The following is a 24,659-nucleotide window of genomic DNA, read 5'->3' on the forward strand; positions in this document are numbered from 1 at the left end:
AAAAATTTATAGGAGAGATTACATGTACTATTACAGATACGATGATGATGACATGGATCTTGAAGATTACGATCTATACAGCGATGAAGAATTAAGAACTTTAGATGACTATGAAGTACGCCCATTTTGCCCATATTATCAATGTTGTCCTATGTTTGCTCAAGCACAAATGCGCTCACAAATGATGAGACAAAATAACTATGGTCCTCCAAAAACTCCTCCGCCAAAGTTTGTCCCTGATAAAGATGACAAAAAATTAGGAGGCCCTAGTCTAAAAGCTGTTGACCCTGGTGCTATAAGACCTTGCTTATATAGATATGTATATATATGGCAAACCAATGGAAGATCTTATTGGGCATATATTACTTATGTAGGTAAAAAATCTATCGCTGGTTGGCGATGGGCAAGATTTAGATGGGTTTACTTTGGACTTGACCTTAACAAAATTGATTCATTTTACTGTTTATAAAACTAACCTTCAGGTGAAATTTATACCTTCACCTGAAGGTTAATTTTTATTCTTTATATCCTTGATTCATAATTTTCTAATACTCTATACTTATTTTATCATAATATAGTTTTTTATAATATATTATGTGAATTTATTGTTTTTTTGATATAATGGTATTTATAGTATTTTTTAAATTTAAATGGATTAATTTACTTTATTTTAAATAAACGAAAGGAAGATACATATGATTAGTAAATCTTTTATAAAGACTATTGAGGAAAAATGCACAGGATGTAATAAATGTATAAGAGAATGTCCTGTATTTGGCGCCAATGTTTCATATATAGATAAAAATAACAATAAAAAAGTTTTAATAAATGAAGATAGATGTATAGAATGTGGTAAATGTATAAAAATTTGTGAACATGGCGCTAGAGACTTTGAAGACGATACTGAAAGATTTTTTGAAGACTTAAAAAAAGGAAAATCTATAAGTATAATAGCAGCACCATCTATAAGGGTTAATTTTCCACAGTATAAAAGGCTCTTTGGATATTTAAAGCATTTAGGAGCAAATATAATTTATGATGTATCCTTTGGTGCTGATATTACTACATGGGCTTATTTAAAATATATGAAAGAAAAAAATGTACAATCTATGATTTCTCAACCTTGCCCTGTAATAGTTAATTATATCGTAAAATTCAAACATGCTCTTACAAAATATCTTGCACCTATCCAAAGTCCTATGATATGTAGTGCTATCTATCTAAAAAAATATAAAAAAATTAGTGATTCTATAGCTTTTCTCTCTCCTTGTATTTCTAAAATTACAGAAATTAGAGACAAAAATACTCATAGTTTAGTTAAATACAATGTTACATATAATAAATTAAATAAATACATAACTGAAAATAACATAAATATATCTCAATATAATGAAATTGAATTTGAAAATATACCCTGCAGCTTAGGATGTTTATATAGTATGCCTGGAGGATTAAAAGAAACCATTAAAGCTAGAAAAAATGATTTATCTATAATACAAGTAGAAGGTGAATTCAAAATAAAATCTTATTTAGAATACTATAGTAAACGTATAAAAAGCAATTCTACTCTTCCAAATATTATAGATATATTAAATTGTCCAAACGGATGTAATATAGGAACTGCCTGTATGGAAGATATTGATCCTTATGATATACAATATAAATTTTTTAATCTCAAAGATAAAAAATCAAGTGAAAAAAGTACCTTATTCAAAAAAAGAATACATGCTATAGATAATTATTTCGATAAAAACTTAAAATTAGAAGATTTCATAAGAAAATATACATCTCAAAATATAGAAAATATTAATGAACCGTCCCCAGAAAAATATAATGAAATATTTAATGAAATGTTAAAATTAACACAAGAAGATAGAAATCTAAATTGCTCTGCCTGTGGATATAATTCATGTAAAGAAATGGCAAAATCTATATACAATAATATGAATTCAAAAGATAATTGTATTTATTACATAAAAAAAGAAATTGATATAGAAAATAATAAACTTGAAGAAAAAAATAATGAAATTCAACAAACAATTAATAGAATAAAAAAATTAAATGAAGAAAAAGAAAAACATACAAAAATTTTAAATAATTATATGAAACAACTTACCGCTTCTATAAATGAAATATCCAAGGGAAATGAAGAAAGTTCCTCTGCTATACAAAATATTTGTGAACAACTAGATTCAATAGTAAATACATCTAATATTTTAAATAACAGCGTAGAAAAAATGAAAAATGAACTTAAAAACTTTTCTAATGCTTCTCTAGAAATTGTAACTATCGCTGATAAGACAAATCTTCTTTCTTTAAATGCATCTATTGAAGCTGCAAGAGCAAAAGAAGATGGACAAGGTTTTTCTGTAGTTGCAAATGAAATAAAAAAATTAGCAGATCAATCTAAAGATACTGCTAATTCTACTAAAAAAGGCGAAGCTATAATGATTAATTTAATAAATAAAATAGTGGAAATATCTACTGATCTTTCTTCAAAAATGAACAATATAAGTGGAGCTATTCAAACCATATCTGCTTCTATAGAAGAAATTACAGCTAAAGGAGAAGAAATTGTAGAGTCCTCTAATAAACTTATGTAAACTATTCTTTACTTACTTAAAAAACAAAGGCATATACTACATACCATGTAATATATAGATTATAAAATAAGGGAGATTCATAACTTTTTATGTAATTAAAAATAAAAAGTTGTAAACCTCCCTAATATTCTATGTTTCTCATTAAGATTCTTTAACACTACCTAACTTATTACTATACGACCTTTTAACATGTTTTTTTAATATATATTCCTTATATTTATTATCATAAGATTTCATAGCTCTGTGCATATAATAAAAACCTGTAAATGCAGAAATTAAATCTGAAACAGGATATGCAATCCATATTCCTACTATACCTAAAAATCTAACTAATACAAATACTAAAGGAATAAATATTAAAATTTGTCTGTATATAGATAGTATTAACGACATTTTTGCTTCCTCTATAGCTTGATAATAATATATAGCTACAAAGTAAGTTCCTATACACGGGAATATACAAATTACAATTCTAAATGCCTTAACAGCCTGCACTAAAATATCCTTATCCTTAATAAATGTTCCTATTATGATTGGTGAAAAAATCAACATTAATATCCATAATATTATTGAACTTATCCAAACAGCTGTAATACATTTTTTTATAACATCTTTTACTCTTTTAAAGTTTTTAGCTCCATAATTAAAAGCTACTATTGGCTGCATAGCAGAACTTATTCCTATAATTGTTATATACATAAACATAGATACTTTTGATATAACTCCTATTATAACTATACCACTATCCCCAAAGGGTACCAATAAATTATTCAAAACTACAGCTACTACAGCATCAGAAATTTCCACAATAAAAGTAGAAAAACCTACTGCAATTATAGTTAAAGTTATTTTTTTATTTAAACTAAACTTTAAAGATAAATTGAATTCATTTTTGACCTTTAGAAAATGATAAAAAATATAAATACTAGAAATAATCTGAGAGGATACGGTAGCAATTGCTGCTCCTCTAATCCCTAGCGAAAAGACAATTACAAGAATATAGTCAATTATTACATTACAAATAGCTCCCATAGATGTAGCTATAAGATTAATTCTCGCATTTCCTAAAGCCGTCAAAATATAACCAATAACTATTGTAAAACATTGAAATAATCCACCCAAGATTACTATACTTATATATTTATCTGCAAGTGGAAATATATTATGTGTTGATCCTAATCCATTTATTATGGAATTTTTAAAAACATATATAGATATTATTAATATAGATATAACTAATATCATAATAAACAATGAATTAGTTATTATCGTTGAAACTTTTTTTTCATTACCTTCTCCTAAACTTCTAGCAACCATAGTAGAAGCCCCTATAGCTATTAAAAGTCCTAAAGATGATATCAATCTTTGTATAGGAAAAGATATTGTTAATGCTCCCACTCCTGTAGAACCTATGGCTATACCTGCAAATACGGTATCTACCATATTATAAAGCTCTGCAACGAATAAGGATATTATGGCTGGTATGGCAAATTTAATTAACACACTGCTCACTTTTCCCGTGGCAAAAACTACATCCTTACGAGCAGAATCACATGTATTAACTGCCATAATTTTCACCTTTCCTTTTCGCATTATTTATTTTTTTGAAGCTTTATAATATCACACCTTTCCATAAATTATCATTAATCATTACTATACAGTTTTTATTTTGCAAAATCAATTTAATTAATTTTAAGTATTACATAAAATAAACCGCACAAATTCCTATGATACTTATTTCCATATTATTATTATAAATCAAAAAAACGAACATTACATTCACATAAGTGCTTATTTTAAAGTATAAAATTGCTTATTTTGCAAAAGACCTTTTTATATGAATAAGCAAAAAAGCACCTTAATAAAGATGCTTTTGTACTTTTTTTAATATTATAAGTACCGCTCCATAGCCTTGTACTTTAGAAACTATATTATATACTGTACTTTTTCTTGCAAAATTAAAAGATATTTTGGGAAAAGAAGTATTTTCTAAAAGATCTATTTCATCTTCATCTAGCCTTTTAGGTTTCCCCATTTTAATCCAATAATTATATGCTGACCCTTCTTTTTCATTTATCTCATACTTAATTACTTTGTAATCCTCAAATATATTCATAATATTTAACGAAAATGTTCTTTCAGCCGTCTTTTTACTTCCTCTTCTTTTAAGTAGATTTTCAAACATAATAAGTTTACTTATCTCATCACTATAACTATATAATAATATTTGAATATCATCACCACTTTTAGTTATTATATAACCTTCACCAACATCTATTAACATATCTCCAAGTCTAGATAAAAAATAATACGCATAATAAGAAGGCTTCTTTATACCATGTTGATTTATAAGAGCATAATCTCCAAAGAACAATTCATTACTTACATTTAAATTTGAACCTAAACTATCAAACGCCTTAAAATAAAGATTATTTTCTTCTATAGAATTTTGTATTATATAGGGTATCATATAACCTGTATCATATAACAAATCATTATTTAAATCTGGAATTTGATAATTGCTTAATTCAAAATAGTCTTTAATTAAGTTTTCTATTTTAGCTTTATTTTCTTTATCTGATTGTATATTTATACTAAATTGCCACTTTGAAAGTTCGTAATCTCCATATTCTTCTCTAAAGTAACTTATAAAACTTTCTAAAATATATTCTAACTTATCGTTTTGTATACTATCATCTATTACTATTAATGGTCTTAAATTTATTGATAATAAAAATTGTATTACTTTTTTTACTTCAAACCAATTTAAAAATTTATTATTAATATTGCCTATTCCCATATCTTCTGAAAAAATTTCATAAATTATGCCATATGTAAATTCAATATCTTTTTGTAAACTTGTAACAAATTCTCTTTGGCAATCTTTAAGCAGCTCCTTAGCATTTCCTAAATTTATTGTTTCTGTGAAACTATGCTTAAATTCTCTTCCTTGGGAACATACATCAACATCTACTTTTATTATTCTATCTTCATAATCATATCTATCGTAGTCCTCTAAATATACTGAAATATAATCTAAGCTCTCTTTTATTTTTAATTTTTCAAATATTTTTGATTTTTCGTATGTTTCTTCATCTTTCTTATATTTTTTTCTATATTGAAGTGGGGTACATTTATAATGTTTTTTAAAATGTTTATTGAAATATCTACTATGGGAAAATCCTAATTCTTCTGATATTTCAGATATGGTCTTATCAGTATCTAAAAGTAATTTTATAGATTCTTCTACCCTAGTTAAATTTAAAAAATCTTTAAAACTGTATCCTACTGTATTTTTTATTTCATGTGATAAATAGTAAGAACTTAAGTATTCTCTTTTAGCAATATCCTGAAGACTTATCTTATCTTTATAATTATTATAAATATATCTTACTATTCTATCATATCTTTCAAATTGCTCTTCATTTTCTTTTAAACTACCTTTTTCATAAATAAGTTGATGAAAATTATTTATTAGATAATATAAAAGTTCTACTAAAGTATCTTCTATATAATCCTCATACTTATCTTGTTTTTGTATTACTTCACACGCTAATATAGATAAATATCTTCTTAAAGTGTAATATTTTTCTTCTTCCTGTGCACCTTCTTCTGAAGAATTTGTATAGAAAAATACACTTCTTATATCATTAAAATATCTTTCGAAAAAGTTAGGATCTATATGCAATAATAATATTTTATTACTATCATCCATTGACTTAATACTGTGTGCTTCATTACAATTTATTATCTCTATTTCTCCTTTATGAACTTCATATTTTCCTGTTTCAATAGTTACACTTATACTTCCTTCTAATAAAAATAATATCTCCACACTATCATGCCAATGAATTGGATACTCTTGTATATTTATCATAGAAATTTCAATTGGTAAATCTGGCATATAATTTACATGTTCTAATCTCATATTTATCTCCTTAATTACTCTTATATTATTATTATAACAAAAAATCGGTATAAAAATTGGGGACAGTTCACTCTTTTTTACTTCTAATTAAGTAAAAAAATGAACTGTCCCTCTTATTTATATATTTATTTCGCCTCAATTACTCCCCATTTTAATAATGTATCTGCAACTGGAAGTCCATCTATTGAAGCTCCCTCTAATATTTTCCCAGTTGGAGTTGGACTAGATTTTGATGAACATTGATTTACCACTTGTACTTCCCAACCTGCTTCCTTAAATTTATCCATCATTACAGAATAGAATAAAAATGTATCAAATCCTAACTTATGAATTTTATCTCCATTAATTTTATCTGATTCAGGATAAAAAGCATTAATAGCCATAAATTTACCACCAACAACTCTTCTTAACTCTTTTAATAAATTTTTAGGCTCTTCAATATTCATTAATCCAACATTTGATGTTAATACCTTTATTGAATTATCTTTAAATGGTGTCATCCGTGCATCAAAGGCAAGTAAACTAATCTTATCATATACTCCTAAATATTTTAGCCATATACGATTACGAAGCAATATTCTAGGACTAAAATCTGTAGCAACAATAAACGCTTCTGTTTGTTTTGCTAATTTTTCAACAAAATAACAACGACCAGAAGCTAAATCTATTATAGGTTCCTTTGAAGATTTTAATTTTTGAGAAATATATTCTTCTTGTTTATTCCAACACTCTATATATTCACTAGTATATATCTCACTTTCCGCAATTTTAAATATCTCTTTAGCTTCACTTAGTTGACCCTCTTCTTCTAATAATAATGCTCTAAAAAACTTATCTGCTGGAGATAATTCTTGTATAGAAGTACTCATAAGTTTATCTTTAATTTCGGGATGCTCTTTAAAGTATTGTACTAACTGATTGTTACTTTCTTCCCATAAATCATTACGTGATAATTGTGATGTTAAAAATATACCAATATCTTGTTTAATAGGATATTTTGCACCACACACTTTACAAATGGCTTCTCCTTCTTCAATACGGTTACTTGTTTCTTTTTTAATATTCCATTTTAAATCCCCATGACACTCCGGACATTCTAGCATGTCCATCAAATATTTATGCATCATAATCCCCCTTTTTGTATCATTCTTAATCTAATTACTATTCTTATATTTTTTAATAACTCAACTTTCGCAGGACAAAAATACTGCCTAGCGAAGAAAAATGATATATTGCGTAAGAAACATTTGAACTTGTTACTGAAGTGAATAGTTTCTAAGCAAGATATCATTTACCGTAGCGGCTATTTTTCATCTGCGAAAGTTGAATTAATAATTTAAATCAATGTGCTTTTAACCTATCGTTAAACCTCTTTTTCGTCATTCTAAAAACAGTACTATTTTCAGTTTGGGAAACAACTTCAAACCCAAATTTCTTTAAAGTCTGTATCCCATTTTCATTTATTACTTCATCCATCATAACTTGTCCACCAAATTCATAAAAATAATAGTTAAGTACTAGTTTTATAGCTTCTTTACCATAACCTCTTCCCCTGTATTTACTTTCTATTTTTACATTAAACTCAGCAACTTTATTTTCTTCATCATACCTATGAAAACTCACCTCACCTACAACTTTATTTTCATTATTGTAGATCAAGCAGTAAAAATTTTTACCATCGCCTGGTCTAACCATTCTCTTATACCAACATTCCCATCTCTTTTCAGGAAAATCTATTGGTCCGCCTACATCATTCATAGTTTCTTTATCAGACCACAATTTTTTAACATAAAATAATTCACAAAATTCTGGCTGTTTTATATAAATTAAATTACCTTGACTTTTAAAATATTTAGCATTACTACTCATAATACACACCTCTAAGAACATGTTTTTTATTCTTATTTTACCACTATAGTAATACTATTTCAAAAATATAGAAAAGACAAAAACGAATATAAAAAATTTAAGACGATTCATTATTTTTACTTTCAACTAAATAAAAAATAATGAACCGTCCCTATTTTCTGGCTTAGTTTATCATGTTGCTTTATTTTTTTAACACTTTTATGATATAACAAATTTCATCATCTACTATTTTTATTCTATAAGCCTTTTCTAAAATTTCAGCAGCTTTTCTTATCTTTAAAAACTGTATTTTATTATTTGCTATGAATTGATTCACATTATCAAATTTTACAATATCTTTGTGTATACATCTATCCAACATGCACCCTAAATGAACTATTAAATCTATTAAGCTACTTTCATCATTATTATAGGATAAATTTAGCTCGTCGATGAACTTCTTTATATAAGCCACTGCAAACCTTGGATTTATACATTTAACATACTGTTCTAACATCTCTCTTGATATGTCGTATACACTTTTTTTAGTTTCATCTTCATCATAATTTCTATTCTTAGATACACTAATTTCTAGGAACTTAATAAATTTATCTTTAAACTTGTCATTTAAAAGTTGATTTATTGGGAAATATGGTATATCAATCTTAGGTTTTAAGCTTCCAACACAAGCAATGATATCATACTCTTCATTTAATTTTTGAAATTCCTCAGAATCATTTTCAGCAGTAACATAATCTAGTGGAATAATTTCTATATCTGAATTATTAAATGAATCACTAAGTATATTAAATAAAATATTTTTAGCCATCATACTTGCACCTTGACCTGTAACGCACACTGTTATTATTGCTCTTTTTTTACTTACAACAACATTAGAATTTGAAACTTCTTTTTTTATTAAAGATTTGTATATTGTATTTAATCCTTCTTTCTTATACATAACTCTTCTAAGAGATTCTAAAACTAATAACGTAGATACATTATCTATGGTCCTTACCTTTATACCTGTTTCATTCATGATTCTATCTCCAAAATCCACCAAAGAGCCCATATCTACTAAAAGTAGTACTCCTTTGCCTTTATCCAAAGCCACTACTGTTGCAAGTACTTTATTATATATTTCTGCAATTTCAGAATCTAAAGGCATATCTATAGCCTTAACAAAATTAAAATTTAACAATGAATTTGCAACATTAGCCATACTTGAAGCAGTACTTTCTCCATGACATATTACAAAAATTCCTATTTTAGATTCACTTTCTTTTTCGTCTTTATTATTAGCTAATAAAATTGCTAAAAAACCTTTTTCATCTTCAGGTATCTCAACATTAAATTTACTATTCAATTGTACTATTAATGCTTGTGCTACCTCATATTCTTCTGGATATATCTTTTTTATTTTAATTAAATTTGGATTTTTAATTGGTTTTTCTTGTTTTAATCTTTTAATAAGTGATTGAATATGAAATGCAAATCCAAATACTAGTTTACTGCTAAATTTTGTATTTAATTTTTGAGAAGCATAATTAATTAATTCTATAGAACTATCAACAATTTTCTTATCAATTATTTTATATAATTGTCTAATATTTAAACTATCAAAATTTAATTTATTTATAACTTTTTTAAAGTAATTCTCTATTACTTCATTAATTTGTATATCAATTTGTTTTTCATCTAATCCTTTATTTTTTAATTCTTCTACCTTTGCAAGTAAATCATCATATATGTTTTCATTGAGGGATTTAGAATAATTTTTATCTGTATTAGATGGTGAAATAATGATTTCCTCATTAAAAATATCTAAAAATTCTTTTACATTTCCTTGGATTTTATTTTCTTTAAAAATATTTTCTCTGATTTCTTTTTTTAACATTTGAAATTCCACTTTTAGTTTTTGAATATTTTGATTATTTTGTATATGTTGTAAAAATGCTTTCGCACATAAAAGTTTAATTTCTGAACTTAATTCACCTATATTACCTGCAAACTCATATATTGATAAAGCTTTTAATACTTCTGGTGATATACTTATAGGTATTTTTAATTTTACAGCCTCATTATAAAATAAATTTTCTATTATTTCTACTCTCTCACCAATATCTTTTTCTTCAAAACATGGTAATTTTATTATTACTGGAATCCTTCTTAAAAAAGTTGTCAACAAAACATCATTGGGATCTTCAGTAGTTGCTGCTATAATCAATACATTACTTTTTCTAGTTTTTCCTGTTTCACCTAATCTATGATATTCACCTTTGTCTATAAGAAAAAATAACATTTCCTGACCATCAGGTGGAAGTCTATGCACTTCATCTAAAAAAAGAATACCACCATTAGCTTCTTCTACCAATCCTCTTTTATCTGAATCAGCTCCTGTAAAAGCTCCTTTAACAGATCCAAAAAGTTGCGATAATAATAATTGTGGATTATTAAAATAATCTGAACAATTAAATGATATAAATGGTAACTCTTTATTTGACAATCCTTTACTTCTTCTTGCAAATTCATACATTGTATTAGCAAAAGTAGTTTTACCTACTCCACTTTTACCTAATATTAAAGTATGCAAACCATTAGGTGGATACATAATAGCTGCTTTTGCTTGCCCAATTGGATTTAACAAACTATTATTACTACCTATCAATGATTTAAATGGATCCTCTTTTTTACTTTCCTTCATTAATTCCCATTCTCTAATAAGTTCTTTTAACTCATTAAGTGTAAATTCTGTTTTCCAGTTTTGACATATATCTTTAAAAACGTTTTCGTTAATAATTTCACTTGGAATAAACCTAACAGGTCTACTTACAATTTTTATTAATTTCCCTGATCTCCATAATTCATTTAATAATGTGCTTGCATTATTTCTTACTATATTAAGCTTATCTTGAATTTCAAAAGCATCTACACCTACTGTATCATATTTTTTTATACTTTCTTTAATGTTTTCTAATGATACATTATCTCTAATATACAAATAAATACTTTCTTTTTTTGTCACTAAACTCACCACCTATCTTTGTCTTAAGTTAGTGTACTTTCTATTTCTTTTTATCTTCATTCATATGCACAACTTTTAATTTTTCAAAAGCCTTTGGAAGAGGAATATCTCCTTTAAACTTATCAAGATACATTGCCATTACAAAACATGCTACACCAAAATATATATTTTTTGTAAAAAAAGCTATTATTAAAAGTATAGTTGTCGATGCCACTAATATATACCAAACACTTGGTTTCATATTAACACCCCTTCAAATTATATTATTTTCTTATAGATTATATTAAAAATATTTCAATTTCAATGTTATATTTTTACATATGTCTATTCATTGTTAAGAAAAATCTTTAATTTCAGTGTTTTAAGAATTTTTTTATTTTTTTAATGATACTAAAAATATTTGCTATAAATTTCTTTAAAACATTTTTAATGCATATATTTCTTTAAAATTTCGTCATATTTTTTAATAAAAACATTATGCACTAATTATTAAATAAATTTTAGTGCATAATACAACGTAAAAATGTTGAAAAATCAATGCTTAAAAACTATATGCTCTATTTGGCATGTAAATTGCTTTATATATTTACAACAAAATAAAAATTCAAGAAGGACGTGATACTATGGTAACCAATTCTCTAATAAATAAAGAATTAATTTTATTAGACTTTGATGCAAAAGATAAATTTGATCTTCTAAGTAAACTCTCTTCAATTTTAATTGAAAAAAGCTATGTAAAACCTTCTTTTGAGAATGCTGTAATAGAAAGAGAAAAAGTATTTCCAACAGGATTAATAACAGAAGGTGCCAATGTTGCAATTCCCCATACTGATGCAATACATGTAATTAAACCTACAATAGTATTTGCTAAATTAAAAAATCCAATTACATTTAAAGAAATGGGTCTAGGAAAAAAAGATATAAATTCAGAACTAATTTTCATGTTAGCAATAAATAATCCTAAAGAACAAGTTTCTACATTAAGTAATCTCATGTCAATATTTTCAAATAAAGAATTGCTCTCTAATATAAAGGACTCAAATGATGTATTAGAAATCTTAAATTTATTAACAAATGCACTTAATTAATTTAACATAAATTAAATTTTATAAATATGTTTAAAATAAACAAAAAGGAGGATTTAAAATGAAAAATATAATCGTAGCATGTGGTTCAGGAGTGGCAACTTCTCAAACAGTTGCATCAAAAATATCTAGAATGTGTGAGGATGAAGGCATTCAAGCAAATGTTGAAGCTGTTGATATTAAGTCATTAGATAGTGTTATAGGTCAAGCTGATATCTATGTTTCTATTGTTCCAACAGAAGGATTAGAAATAAAAATTCCTACATTAAGTGGTATACCTTTCTTAACTGGTATGGGTATTGATGAAGAATTTGAAAAATTAAAAAATTACTTAAATAGTTAATGTAAGCTCATTTATAACTAGGTATAGATTATGATTATAATAACAAAATACCTCCTGTTAATATATTTACCCTAACCAAACATAATAACAGAGAGGTATTTACACTAAATTAATACAATAACAATTACACAACACAATTATACTATAAATATTTCATACTTAAAATAATTTTATTATTCAAAATTAAAAATAATATTTATTTGAAGGAGGAATCATACAATGAGTGCTGTTATACATTATATTTTAGATTTAGGTGCAGGAATCTTTTTACCAATAATAATGATTACACTAGGATTATTAATTGGAATGAAAGCAAAAAAAGCCATAACTGCCGGTTTAACACTAGGTATTGCCTTTGTGGGCATGAATGTAATTTTAGGTTTCATGTTTGGTTCAATAAGCCCTGCTGCAAATGCTTTCGTTAAAAGCACAGGAATACAACTTAATGCAATTGACGTAGGTTGGTCTCCATGGGCTGCAGTTGCTTGGGCATGGCCTTATGCATTAGCAATGTTCCCTCTACAAATAGTAATAAATATTGCTATGTTAGCTTTAGGTTGGACAGATTGTTTAAATGTAGATATGTGGAATGTATGGGGGAAAATATTAACTGCTGTAATCGTTTCTGCTGTTACAGGAAGTTTAGTACTTGCTTTCCTTGTAGCTGCAATACAAGTAGTATTTGAATTAAAAAGTGCTGATATTACTCAAAAACAAACATATGAAATTACTAAAATACCTGGAATAGCTTGTTCTCACCCAATGGCACTTACAGCTGCTGTTTTACTACCATTTAATAAATTACTAGATTTAATACCTGGAATAGGAAAAACTAAAATTGATGCAGCAAAATTGAAACAAAAGATTGGTATATTTGGCGAAAATAGTACAATGGGATTCATCGTTGGTTCTCTTATTGCTGGATTTGGTGGATATGATGTCAAAGGAATCTTAACAACTGGAATTCAAGTAGCAACTGCTTTAGTACTATTCCCTATGGTAGCAAAATTATTCATGCAAGCATTATCTCCAATTGCTGATGCAATGAGTGAACTTATGAAGAAAAGATTTAAAGGTAGAAAATTTTATATTGGTTTAGATTGGCCTTTCTTAGCTGGACAATCAGAAATTTGGGTAACAGCTATAGTATTGGTTCCTGTAGAGTTAGTATTAGCAATTGTTCTTGCAAAATTAGGCTTAAGTAGCACTTTACCTTTAGGTTCAATAATTAACATATGTCTTGCAGTTCCACTACTTATTATTACTGGTGGAGATTTGATAAGAATGATCATAATAGGAATAATGGCTACACCTCTTTATCTTATTGTATCAAGTCAGTTTAGTCCATTGATGACAGATTTAGCTAAAAAAGTAGGAACAATTGACATACCTAAGAATCAATTATTAGCTTATTTTGGTATAGAAAGCCCTGATTTTAGATGGGCAATGGCACATGGGGCTAATATCATTAACGGTGATATTTTAGGATTAGTTGTATTAATCGGATATCTTGCTTTATTTGTATGGTATTACAAACACATGAAAAAGGTAGATGCAGAAATTGATAAAAAGAATGGTGTTGTATAAAAATACTTTATCCCATAACTGTCCACTCTAAAATTTTGCTTCTACAAATAAATATTAAGAGTGGACATGCTCTAGATAACTTCAATAACCTTCAGATGGGATACAAACCCATCTGAAGTTAAAGTTTAACTTTATATAATAATATAGATACAGAAAGGGAGTAATGATAATGTTAGAAAACTTAAAGAAAGATGTAGTAAGAATTGCTAAAGCAGCAGATGAAAGTGGTTTATGTAGACATAAATCCGGTAATTTTAGTATACGTGATAAGGAAACAGGTTATATAGTTGTAACTCCTTCTGCCGTTGCAAGAGAAGACTTAACTTATCATGATATTTGTGTTGTAGATATTAATGCAAATGCTATAGAAATAGAAACAAATGTAAGACCTACTAGTGAGTTATTACTTCATCTTGAAGCTTATAAGACAAGAGAAGATATTAATGCTGTAGTTCATACACATTCACATTTTGCCACTGCTTTTGCTGTATTATCAAAAGAAATTCCTCCAATAGTTTATGAAGCAGTATCTTATGGTGGTAAAGTTCCAGTAGCACCTTATGGAAGACCTGGTACTAGAAAGTTAGCTGAAAGTGTAATTGAACCATTAAAAGTTTCAAATGCTTGTTTACTAGAAAACCATGGTGTCGTTACAATTGCTAATGACATAGATACTGCTCTTTTAAATGCAAACTATGTAGAAGAAGTTGCAGAAGTTTACTATCGTACTCTTCTTATCAACAATGGAAAAGAACCTAAACCTCTTTCATCAGAAGAATTACAAAAATGGGCATATCCTTCAGAAATCAAATTAAACAAATAATAAACTATATTTCAAACTAATATTATCAAATATATGAATATTGGGGGAATTTAATATGAAAAAGTTAATTAATAAACCTGAAAATTTCGTAAAAGAAACAATAGAAGGTATTCTTTTAGCTCATCCAAATGATTTAAAAATGGCAAATGATAATTTTAGATGTATAGTAAGAGCAGATGAAAAGAAAAGTGGAAAGGTTGCAATTGCTACCGGCGGAGGTTCTGGTCACCTTCCAACTTTTCTTGGTTATGTTGGTTATGGTTTAGCTGACGGTGTAACTGTTGGAAATGTTTTTGCATCCCCAAGTGCAGAATGTATGTATGAAGTTGATAAAGCTATAGACAATGGAGCAGGTGTACTTCATCTATATGGAAACTATGGTGGAGACATCATGAATTTTAGAATGGCAGCTGATCTTTGTGAAATGGATGATATTAAAGTTTCCGAGGTTATGGTAACAGATGATGTAGCTTCTGCTCCAAAAGGTAGTGAATCTAAAAGAAGAGGTGTTGCAGGTCTTTTCTTTGCTTATAAAATTGCAGGAGCTGCTGCAGAAAAAATGTATTCACTAGATAAAGTTAAAGAAATTGCTGAAAAAACTGTTTCATACACAAGAACTATGGGGGTTGCCTTAACTCCATGTATTGTTCCTGAAGTTGGAAAACCAACTTTTACAATAGGTGAAAATGAAATGGAAATAGGAATGGGGATTCATGGTGAGCCAGGAATAAATAGAACAGAATTAAAAACATGTGATGAAGTTGTTGAAATAATGTTAAATAAAATAGTTGAAGATTTACCATACGTAAATGGTGATGAAGTTGCTATTTTAATAAATGGTTTAGGTTCAACACCTAAAGAAGAACTTTATGTTGCCTACAGAAAATCTCATGATATTTTGAAAAACTTAGGAATTTCTATTTATAGACCTTACCTAGGTGAATTTGCTACTTCTATGGAAATGGCTGGAATGTCAATCACTTTACTAAAATTAGATGATGAGCTAAAAGAATTACTAGATGCACCTGCTTATTCTCCATTCTTTCAACAGTTAAAATAAAATTTTATAACAGATATAAGGGGATGAGTTTATGCAAAATTTAGTTAAAGAAAACATAAAAGGTATATTACAAGAAATCACACTTGTGATGAATGAAGAAAAAACATATTTAACAGAATTAGATGCAGCCATGGGTGATGGAGATTTAGGTCTTACAATGTGTACTGGCTTTCAAACATTAACAAATGAAATAGATAATATTAACACAGATGATATTGGACTTTTACTCATGAAACTAGGAATGTGTATGAATTCAGTTGTTCCTTCTACAATGGGTACATTAATATCTACTTGTTTTATAAAATCTGGTAAATCCGTTAAAGGAAAAGTTACCCTAACATTAGAAGACTTTGTTAAAATGGGTGATGCAGCTGTAAATGGTGTAATTGAAATTGGTAACACTAAACTTGGAGAAAAAACTATGCTTGATGCACTTCATCCTGCTGTTATTTCTCTTAAAGAATCCTATTCTGAAAATAAATCTTTAGTAGAAGCTGCAGCACTTGCTTATAAAGCTGCCTCTTTAAGAGTCGAAGAAACTAAAAACATGAAATCAGTTCATGGTAGAGCTGCTTATTATGGTGAAAAATCTTTAGGAAGACCTGACTCCGGAGCCACTGCAGTAATGTTTATTTTTAAAGCTATTAACCAATATGCTGAAAATTTTAGATAAAATTACTTAACTTTAAACCATTGAATTCTTTGAAAAAATTTATAATTTCCTTGATGATAAAAAATGTAGTGTGATTTATATAAAAATAAATCACACTACATTTTTTCAATAAACTTCATGTGAATTAAAACTCCACCTTAAGCTTACAAAATTTCTTTATTTAAATGTAACCATATTTATATGATTTTCATCAGATAAATAAAATCCCTTGCTCTGTATACCGCCATTAGTTGTAAAGAAAATAATCTTTTTACTGTCACTACTCCATTGCACTGACTTATCTAATGAACCACCTATCTCTATATTTTTATTCAATGTAATTCTATTAGTTAATCTATGTCCATTGACTTTTGCCACATACAAATTCCATTTAGTATTGTTAGCATTTTCTTCTGTTTTATTCATATAAACTATTTTGCTACCATCAGGAGATAACCAAAATGATGCACAATAACCTCCTTCTTTTGTTTTTACAGTAGATACCACTCTAAAAAATTTCTTATTTGCGATATCATATGTATATATTCCATCCTCATCATTTATAGTTGCATTTAATATTATCTTCTTTCCTTCATCTATAAATCTATAATCACTACTTGGCATACAATTTTCTTTAAAATTTTTCTTTGTACGATCTACATATGGAAGTAACATTATTGGTTCGATTTTTTCACTTTGTACATTAACTTTAAATATACCTTGTCTTCTTAAATCACCTTTTTCTTCCTTTTGTTGTTCTCCTATAAAGTAAACATTTTTTCCATCTTTACTATAAAAACTATCATAGGACACTATATTAACTACTTCTGGATTAACAATTACTTCTTTTGTAGTACCTTTTTTTACATTATATAAAAATAATTTATTTCTACATTTTTTTTCTTCTGATTCACTAATATTGCTATGAAAAACATCCCTACCTTCAATTAAGTATTCTCCATCTTGAGACCAATTTCCGATCATTCCTTTTGCATAATTAATTGTCTTCCCACTCACCAAACCATATAAGCATTGTTTATCTCCATCTTCATAGTCTAATTTCTTACCATTTGGAGAAATACCTGCTCCTACAGTTCTCGTTAATATATCTTTTTCACTATTTTTCAAAGGCATCCTTTCTAACGTTTTTAAATTAACTCTATACACTTTTCCTGAAAGATCTTTATTAGTATCATCAATCTCTTTGTCTGTCATCTTTTGAAAATTCTTTTCTTTGTACTTTTGTAAAAATTCATTTTTGTCTAAACCTATTCCAGCTAAAATCTTATTTTCTGATGTAACTCCTAGTATTTCACTTAAACCTTTAATATTTTTACTTTCCCATTTTTGAACTATTTTAAGTGGTTTATCATCAATTTTTTCATCTTCCATAGCTGTTTCAGAAACCACCACCGGATTATCTCCTGAACTGCTAGCATAAGTTTTTGAAAAATAATTTAATCCAAAAGTTAATCCTACTAATACCACAGGTATACAAATTTTTACTCCTAACATTTTTGATTTTTCTTTCATTTTTTATTCGCACCCTTTCTATTATCTTATGCTTACAATTTTATATGTTATGTATTGCCTTTATTTAAACAGATGTTGCCAAATTGTAAACAAAAAAAGGAATTTTTATCTTAACCTTAGTTCCTAAATTCTCTTTACTTTCTATACTTATTTGCCCTTTATGAGCTACTACTATATTCTTTACTATAGAAAGCCCCAATCCACTACTTCCATTTTCCCTTGAAAAACTCTTGTCCACTCTATAGAAAGGTTCAAATATTTTATCTAATTTATCTTGAGGTATTCCTTTTCCTTCATCTTCTACAGTTATAAAACACATATCCTCATCAGATGTTACTGATACTTTAATTTTTGATTGTATTTTTCCATATTTTATAGCATTATCTATAATATTTATGAAAACTTTAACCATTTGTTCTTCATCTCCCAGGATATATACATCATCCTTTATGCTTTTCTCTATACTAATATAATATTTTTCTGATTTTATTTTCATTTCTTCACATATTTTGCATGCTATTTGAGATATATTTATTTTTTGAAAATCATGTTCTGTATTAGATTCTAATTTTGAAATATCCAGTAAATTCAAAACCATATTGTGCATTCTATCAGCTTCATATTTTATTCTTTTTACACTCTTTTTAAAAAACTTTTCATCATTAAATCCTTTATCGCCAATAATTTGAGTATATCCTGATATTATGGTTAAAGGAGTTTTCATCTCATGAGTTACATTATCAAAAAATGTTTTTCTGTGACTTTCCAATTTTTTAAGGTTATCTCTATCCTTCTCTATAGTTTCAATTTGTTCTTTTATACACTCTTTCATATTAGTAAAACTTTCTGCTAATTCTCCTACTTCATCTCTAGAATTTATATTTAATGAAACATCATAATTTCCTTTAGATATTTCCTTCGAAACTTTATTAAGTTTAATTATTGGTATTGTAATACTAGTAGTTAATACTACTGAAAATAAAAATATCATTCCAAATATAGCTAACATAGATATTTTTATAAGTTTTAATAAGTATTCCCCTGATTTAAATATATCTGAATAATCCTTTATGTATCTAACTATTCCAAACTTATTATTATTTATATATATAGGATAGGAAAAACAAACAATATATCTATTTTTAGATTTTAAAATTGAATATGAAGATGTATTTTTTATAGCTAGTTTCAAATCTTTTTTATTATCTTTTATGTATTCTCCTTGCCCATCCCCATTTTCATTATCATAAATAAATACTTTTCCCTTTTCATAAGCAGTATCAAATAAAAACTTTCCATCTTTAGAGTACATAATAACTCTATCATCTAATTTTAAAGATAGAGCTGATGCCACATCCCCTACTTTTTGATTAAATGTTTGTACATTTTCATCTATATCATTAAGTTTTAAATATTGTCTTATAAAAAAAACACTATCCCTCTGCTGATTTAAAAGTTCCTTTGTTACTACCTTCTTATTGTTTTCTATTACTATTTTATTTGTTACAAAACTAAGTAAATTAAAACCTATACAAAATATACATAAAAGTCCTACTATAAATTTATATCTTATTGATAACTTCATATATTAGTTCCTTTCCAAAATTTTTTATACTATTACTGCATCTTATACCCTACTCCAAATACTGTTTGTATTATTGAATTTTCTGCAGTTTCTCCTAATTTCTTTCTTATTCTTTGTATGTGTACATCTACTGTTCTACTATCTCCAAAAAAATCAAATCCCCAAATTTTATCAAGAAGCTTTTCTCTAGAAAAAACCATATTTCTATTTTTAGCTAATAGATATAAAAGCTCATATTCTTTAGGTTTTAATTTTACATTATTTTCTTCTTTAAATACTTCCCTACTCTCTTCATATATTTTTATATTATTTCTAAGAACTATTACATTGTTTGAATTACCTTGTTTATCATCTTCCATCTGAAATTTCTTAAGCTCTTCCATTCTTCTTAAACATACTTTAACTCTTGCTATCACTTCTCTTATATCAAAAGGCTTAGTTATATAATCATCAGCACCTAATTCTAAACCAAGCACCTTGTCCACAATATCATTTTTAGCAGTAAGCATAATTATAGAAATTTTATATTTACTAGTTATCTTCTTACACACTTCATATCCACTCATACCAGGTAACATTAAATCTAATATGACTAAATCTACATTATTATCTTCAACCATTTTTATTCCTTTTTCTCCTGTAGAAGCTTCTATTACAATATACCCTTCTCTCTTTAATGAATACGATAAAATATCTCGTATACTTTCTTCATCTTCAACTATGAGTATTGTATTTTTCACACTATTTCCCCCTTAAAATACCTACCTTTACTTAATTATACACAAAAGTATTGCCAAATTGTAAACATAAATCATACCAAAAAAGTCACACAGAGACGGTTCATAACTTCTTTCTTTATTTTTAATAAAAAAGTTATGAACCGTCCCCTACTTTTATGTTTTTTTATTTGTACACTTATCTAAATTTCATGAATAAAAAGTCCACTTCTAAGCTTAGGCTCAAACCACGTAGACTTAGGTGGCATAACCTTATCTGCATCAGAAATATCCATAAGTTCATCAATTGTAGTTGGATACATTGAAAAAGCTACTCCTTCATTTCCTGCTTTTTTTTCTAATTCTTGAAGTCCTCTAATGCCACCTACGAACTCAATTCTGTCATCTGTTCTTGGGTCTTGTATATTTAGTATTGGCGTAAGTAAAGTATTTTGAAGAATTGATACATCTAAGCCCTCTACCAAATCCTCATTAAAAGACCCTGGCTTTGCAGTTAGCTTGTACCACTTTCCTTTTAAATACATTCCAAATATATTTTTTTCTGTTGGTTTGTATGTTTTATCTCTAGTATATACTTCCACTTTGAATTTTTTAGAAATCATTTTTAAAAGTTCTTTTTCACTTAAGCCATTAGTATCTTTTACTACCCTATTATAATCCATAATGCTTAAAGCAGATTTAGGAAAAATTACAGATAAAAAGTAGTTAAATTCTTCTTCTCCAGTATAATTAGGATTTTCATCTCTTCTTTTCAATCCTACCTTTACCGCTGAAGCCGTTCTATGATGTCCATCTGCTATGTATAAATTTGAAATCTCTTTAAATATAGTACATATTTTATCTACAATGTTTTCATCTTCTATACTCCATACTATATGTTGTACTCCATCTTTTGCTGTAAAATTATATAAAGGATTTTCTTTTGTACAATTTTCTATTATAGAATTAATTTTTTCATTATCTCTGTAAGTTAAAAATATAGGACCGGTATTTGCAGAACATATATCTACATGATTAATTCTGTCTATTTCTTTTTCTTCTCTAGTATACTCATGTTTTTTTATTATATTATTCATATAATCGTCTATAGAAGTTACTCCAACTATTCCTGTTTGACTTCTTCCATTCATTATTAATCTATAAACAAAAATCATTGCTTTGTTATCTTTCTGTAAAGTACCCTCTTCTATCATATTATATAGATTTTCTTTTGCTTTCTCATAAACTTTCTTATCATAAATATTTATATTTTTATCTAAATCTACTTCTGCTTTATCTACATGAAGAAAAGAATATCTATTTCCCTTAACCATTTCTCTAGCTTCATCACTATTCATAACATCATAAGGAAGCGCCGCAACCTTATGAACTAGTTCCTTACTTGGTCTTATTGCCTTAAACGGCTTTAGCATTACCATTCTGTACACCCCCTAAGAATTCTTTTTCTACAATCTTTACTATTTCTTCTCCGATTCTTTCTTGCGCTTCTTTTGTAGTTCCTCCTATGTGTGGAGTTACACTTACTTTAGGATGATTTACCAAATCTTCATTTGGATTAGGTTCATTTTCAAATACATCTAATCCTGCACCTGCTATTTCTCCTTCATTTAACGCATCAAGAAGTGCTTTTTCATCTATTACTCCGCCTCTTGCACAATTTATAATATAAGCTTCTTTTTTCATGATTTTAAGTTCTTCTTTTCCTATTGTAGCTCCTTCTTTGCTGCAAAACGGAATATGAAGAGACACAAAATCTGCTTGTTTTAAAACTTCTTGTAAATTGCAATATTTACAAGTTTTATATTCTTTTAACTCTCCTAATTTATCATTGTAAATTACTTTCATTCCTAAAACTTGTGCTCTTTTAGCTACTTCTTTAGCTATTCTTCCAAAACCTATAAGCCCTAAAGTTTTTCCTGCAAGCTCAATGCCTTGATATTTTTTCTTTTCCCATTTTCCTTCTCTCATAGTAAGGTTAGATAAATAAACAAACCTTGATAATGCAAACATATGAGCTATAGTTAATTCTGCTACAGATACACTACTGGCATTTGGTGTATTTAAAACCTTTATATTATTCTTTTCTGCATATTCTACATCAATATTATCTAGCCCTACTCCACCTCTGACTACAAGTTTTAACTTTTTAGTTTTTAAAGCTTCATCTATAAGATTTTTTCTAACTTTAGTAGCTGATCTTACTATTATTACATCTACCTCTTTTATTTTTTCTTCTAATTCTTCACCAACATAATGTTTATCTATAACCTCAAGCCCCATTTTTTTAAGTTTTTCTATTGCTTCTATTTTCATTCCATCATTAACTAATATTTTAATCATAAAGTACGCCCCCTAATATTATTTATACTATAATTTATTTGAATATAATTTATATTTGGAATATTTCGAAAATATGTTGTATACCAATAGTTACAACTATATTTTTTAGCTATTTAACTCAACTTTCACAATAAAGAAATTTAGTTATTTTTCCTAAGGTAAAATTTCCTTAATTATTCATTATTAACTATTAATTGTATTTACAATATCTTCTATATTATGTATAAGTTCTTTCAAATCTTCCAAAGTACAATCTGCCATATGAGCTATTCTAAAAGTTTTTTCTTTAAGATTTCCATAACCATTTGATAATTGGAATCCTCTTTCTCCTAATTTTTTATTTAAATCTCCAATACTTATTCCTTTTGTATTTTTTATAGCTGTAACAGTATTTGAAAGATATCTTTCATCTGCAAACAATTGAAAATTTTCTTTTGCCCAATTCCTTACATACTCTGCCATTTCTTTATGTCTTTTAAATCTATTATCTAATCCTTCTTCTAACATATTATCTAATTGATAATCCAAAGCAAACATATGACTTAAAGAAGGTGTAGATGGATATTGATAATTTTTCTTTTGAATACAATCATATAATTTTAATAAATCTAAATAAAATCCTCTATTCTTAACAGTTTTAGCTCTTTCAACTGCTTTTTTTGAAAATGAACATATTGCCATTCCTGCTGGAAGTCCTAACGCCTTTTGAGTAGAAGTTATACATACATCTATTCCTAATTTATCTACTTCTATTTTTGTTCCTCCCATAGAACTTACAGTATCTACACACCAAACTATTTCTGGGTATTTCTTTACAACTTCAGCTATTTCTTCTATTGGATTCATTACTCCTGTTGAAGTTTCATTGTGAGTTATGAATAACGAATCATATTTGCCTGTCTGTAATACTTCAGCTACTTTAGTTGCTTCTACTGCTTTTCCCCATTCAATTTCAAATAAATCTGCTTTAACATTATTAGCCTTAGCCATTTCATACCATCTATTGCCAAAAGCTCCTATAGAAAATACTGCTGCTCTCTTAGCTGTGCAACATCTTATAGCACCTTCCATAAGACCACTTCCAGATGAAGTAGATAACATTATCTCTTTCTGTGTATAAAATACTTTTCTCAATTTATCACTTATTGATTTTTGCAACTCTGATGCTTCTTTAGATCTATGTCCTATCATTGGTGTTGACATTTTTTCTAATACATCCTGTCTCACTTCTACTGGTCCTGGAATAAATAATTTTTTATGCATTGATTTTCCTCCTTTTTTATATAAAAAAAGAGTCAATTATCCCTATTGCAGGGACGAATCAACTCCGCTTTGCCACCCTAATTAGTTATTTTATAATCAATATATGCATTTCTGTATAATTAAATATACATTTTTTTGCATAATTATGTTAAGGTAAATAATAAAAAAGCGCAAGCATCCTCCACTTAGGGACGAATGAACTCGCGCTACCACCCTGATTGATTATTAAAAATAACCCTCTCATTTA

At 27.3% G+C, this 24,659-nt stretch carries 20 protein-coding genes and 1 other annotated feature (1 of these 21 only partly in view); of the genes, 8 read left to right on the plus strand and 12 right to left on the minus strand.

Annotated elements, in window-relative coordinates; translation table 11 throughout:
* Positions 1-22: 22 nt before the first annotated feature.
* Positions 23-469 (plus strand): hypothetical protein, encoded by a 447-nt coding sequence (locus ACFIJ5_RS12780; protein ID WP_379807608.1) that lies wholly within the window; start codon positions 23-25, stop codon positions 467-469.
* 226 nt (positions 470-695) lie between these two features.
* Positions 696-2,603 carry a [Fe-Fe] hydrogenase large subunit C-terminal domain-containing protein gene (locus tag ACFIJ5_RS12785; RefSeq protein WP_379807610.1) on the plus strand — a complete coding sequence of 636 codons (1,908 nt, stop codon included), beginning with the start codon at positions 696-698 and terminating at the stop codon, positions 2,601-2,603.
* 141 nt (positions 2,604-2,744) lie between these two features.
* Here ACFIJ5_RS12785 and ACFIJ5_RS12790 read toward each other — a convergent pair whose 3' ends face one another.
* The 6 genes from ACFIJ5_RS12790 to ACFIJ5_RS12815 form a co-directional block, all read right to left on the minus strand.
* Complete coding sequence (locus ACFIJ5_RS12790; RefSeq protein ID WP_379809611.1) at positions 2,745-4,172, minus strand: MATE family efflux transporter; 1,428 nt, start codon at positions 4,170-4,172, stop codon at positions 2,745-2,747.
* 289 nt (positions 4,173-4,461) lie between these two features.
* Entirely contained in the window at positions 4,462-6,531 is a 2,070-nt protein-coding gene (locus ACFIJ5_RS12795; protein WP_379807612.1) for a helix-turn-helix domain-containing protein, read from the minus strand.
* A 125-nt stretch (positions 6,532-6,656) separates the two neighbouring features.
* Positions 6,657-7,655 carry a methyltransferase domain-containing protein gene (locus tag ACFIJ5_RS12800; protein ID WP_379807614.1) on the minus strand — a complete coding sequence of 333 codons (999 nt, stop codon included), beginning with the start codon at positions 7,653-7,655 and terminating at the stop codon, positions 6,657-6,659.
* Between the two features lie 217 nt (positions 7,656-7,872).
* Positions 7,873-8,400, minus strand: coding sequence for a GNAT family N-acetyltransferase (locus tag ACFIJ5_RS12805; RefSeq protein ID WP_379807616.1), 528 nt, complete (start codon positions 8,398-8,400; stop codon positions 7,873-7,875).
* A 181-nt stretch (positions 8,401-8,581) separates the two neighbouring features.
* Complete coding sequence (locus ACFIJ5_RS12810; RefSeq protein WP_379807618.1) at positions 8,582-11,404, minus strand: sigma 54-interacting transcriptional regulator; 2,823 nt, start codon at positions 11,402-11,404, stop codon at positions 8,582-8,584.
* A gap of 40 nt (positions 11,405-11,444) precedes the next feature.
* Positions 11,445-11,645: a hypothetical protein gene (locus ACFIJ5_RS12815; RefSeq protein ID WP_379807620.1), complete on the minus strand. Its 201-nt coding sequence runs from the start codon at positions 11,643-11,645 to the stop codon at positions 11,445-11,447.
* Positions 11,646-12,027: 382 nt separating this feature from the next.
* On the opposite strand from ACFIJ5_RS12815, the gene ACFIJ5_RS12820 reads away from it, so the two are divergent.
* The 6 genes from ACFIJ5_RS12820 to dhaL all read left to right on the plus strand — a co-directional run bounded on the left by ACFIJ5_RS12820 (position 12,028) and on the right by dhaL (position 16,975).
* Positions 12,028-12,492 (plus strand): PTS sugar transporter subunit IIA, encoded by a 465-nt coding sequence (locus ACFIJ5_RS12820; protein WP_379807622.1) that lies wholly within the window; start codon positions 12,028-12,030, stop codon positions 12,490-12,492.
* 58 nt (positions 12,493-12,550) lie between these two features.
* Positions 12,551-12,832 (plus strand): PTS sugar transporter subunit IIB, encoded by a 282-nt coding sequence (locus ACFIJ5_RS12825; RefSeq protein WP_379807624.1) that lies wholly within the window; start codon positions 12,551-12,553, stop codon positions 12,830-12,832.
* A 219-nt stretch (positions 12,833-13,051) separates the two neighbouring features.
* Entirely contained in the window at positions 13,052-14,419 is a 1,368-nt protein-coding gene (locus ACFIJ5_RS12830) for a PTS galactitol transporter subunit IIC (RefSeq protein ID WP_379807626.1), read from the plus strand.
* 169 nt (positions 14,420-14,588) lie between these two features.
* Positions 14,589-15,242: a class II aldolase/adducin family protein gene (locus ACFIJ5_RS12835; protein ID WP_379807628.1), complete on the plus strand. Its 654-nt coding sequence runs from the start codon at positions 14,589-14,591 to the stop codon at positions 15,240-15,242.
* Between the two features lie 55 nt (positions 15,243-15,297).
* Entirely contained in the window at positions 15,298-16,302 is a 1,005-nt protein-coding gene (locus tag ACFIJ5_RS12840) for a dihydroxyacetone kinase subunit DhaK (RefSeq protein ID WP_379807630.1), read from the plus strand.
* Positions 16,303-16,333: 31 nt separating this feature from the next.
* Positions 16,334-16,975, plus strand: coding sequence for a dihydroxyacetone kinase subunit DhaL (gene dhaL, locus ACFIJ5_RS12845; protein WP_379807632.1), 642 nt, complete (start codon positions 16,334-16,336; stop codon positions 16,973-16,975).
* A gap of 156 nt (positions 16,976-17,131) precedes the next feature.
* Here the strand turns inward: dhaL and ACFIJ5_RS12850 are convergent, their stop codons facing one another.
* From ACFIJ5_RS12850 to ACFIJ5_RS12875, 6 genes are all read right to left on the minus strand, one after another.
* On the minus strand, positions 17,132-18,487 hold the full coding sequence (locus ACFIJ5_RS12850) for a TolB family protein (protein WP_379807634.1): 1,356 nt from the start codon (positions 18,485-18,487) through the stop codon (positions 17,132-17,134).
* 64 nt (positions 18,488-18,551) lie between these two features.
* Entirely contained in the window at positions 18,552-20,072 is a 1,521-nt protein-coding gene (locus ACFIJ5_RS12855) for a HAMP domain-containing sensor histidine kinase (protein WP_379807636.1), read from the minus strand.
* Between the two features lie 32 nt (positions 20,073-20,104).
* Positions 20,105-20,812 (minus strand): response regulator transcription factor, encoded by a 708-nt coding sequence (locus ACFIJ5_RS12860; RefSeq protein ID WP_379807638.1) that lies wholly within the window; start codon positions 20,810-20,812, stop codon positions 20,105-20,107.
* Between the two features lie 179 nt (positions 20,813-20,991).
* Positions 20,992-22,227 (minus strand): DUF1015 domain-containing protein, encoded by a 1,236-nt coding sequence (locus ACFIJ5_RS12865; RefSeq protein ID WP_379807640.1) that lies wholly within the window; start codon positions 22,225-22,227, stop codon positions 20,992-20,994.
* Positions 22,205-23,149, minus strand: coding sequence for a D-2-hydroxyacid dehydrogenase (locus ACFIJ5_RS12870; RefSeq protein ID WP_379807642.1), 945 nt, complete (start codon positions 23,147-23,149; stop codon positions 22,205-22,207). The genes ACFIJ5_RS12865 and ACFIJ5_RS12870 overlap by 23 nt, the downstream gene beginning before the upstream one ends.
* A gap of 183 nt (positions 23,150-23,332) precedes the next feature.
* Entirely contained in the window at positions 23,333-24,412 is a 1,080-nt protein-coding gene (locus ACFIJ5_RS12875; protein ID WP_379807644.1) for a pyridoxal-phosphate-dependent aminotransferase family protein, read from the minus strand.
* Between the two features lie 184 nt (positions 24,413-24,596).
* Positions 24,597-24,659, minus strand: a binding site (T-box leader); it runs 135 nt beyond the window's last position.

This window comes from Haloimpatiens myeolchijeotgali (genome assembly GCF_042688525.2).
Classification (GTDB): Bacteria; Bacillota; Clostridia; order Clostridiales; family Clostridiaceae; genus Haloimpatiens.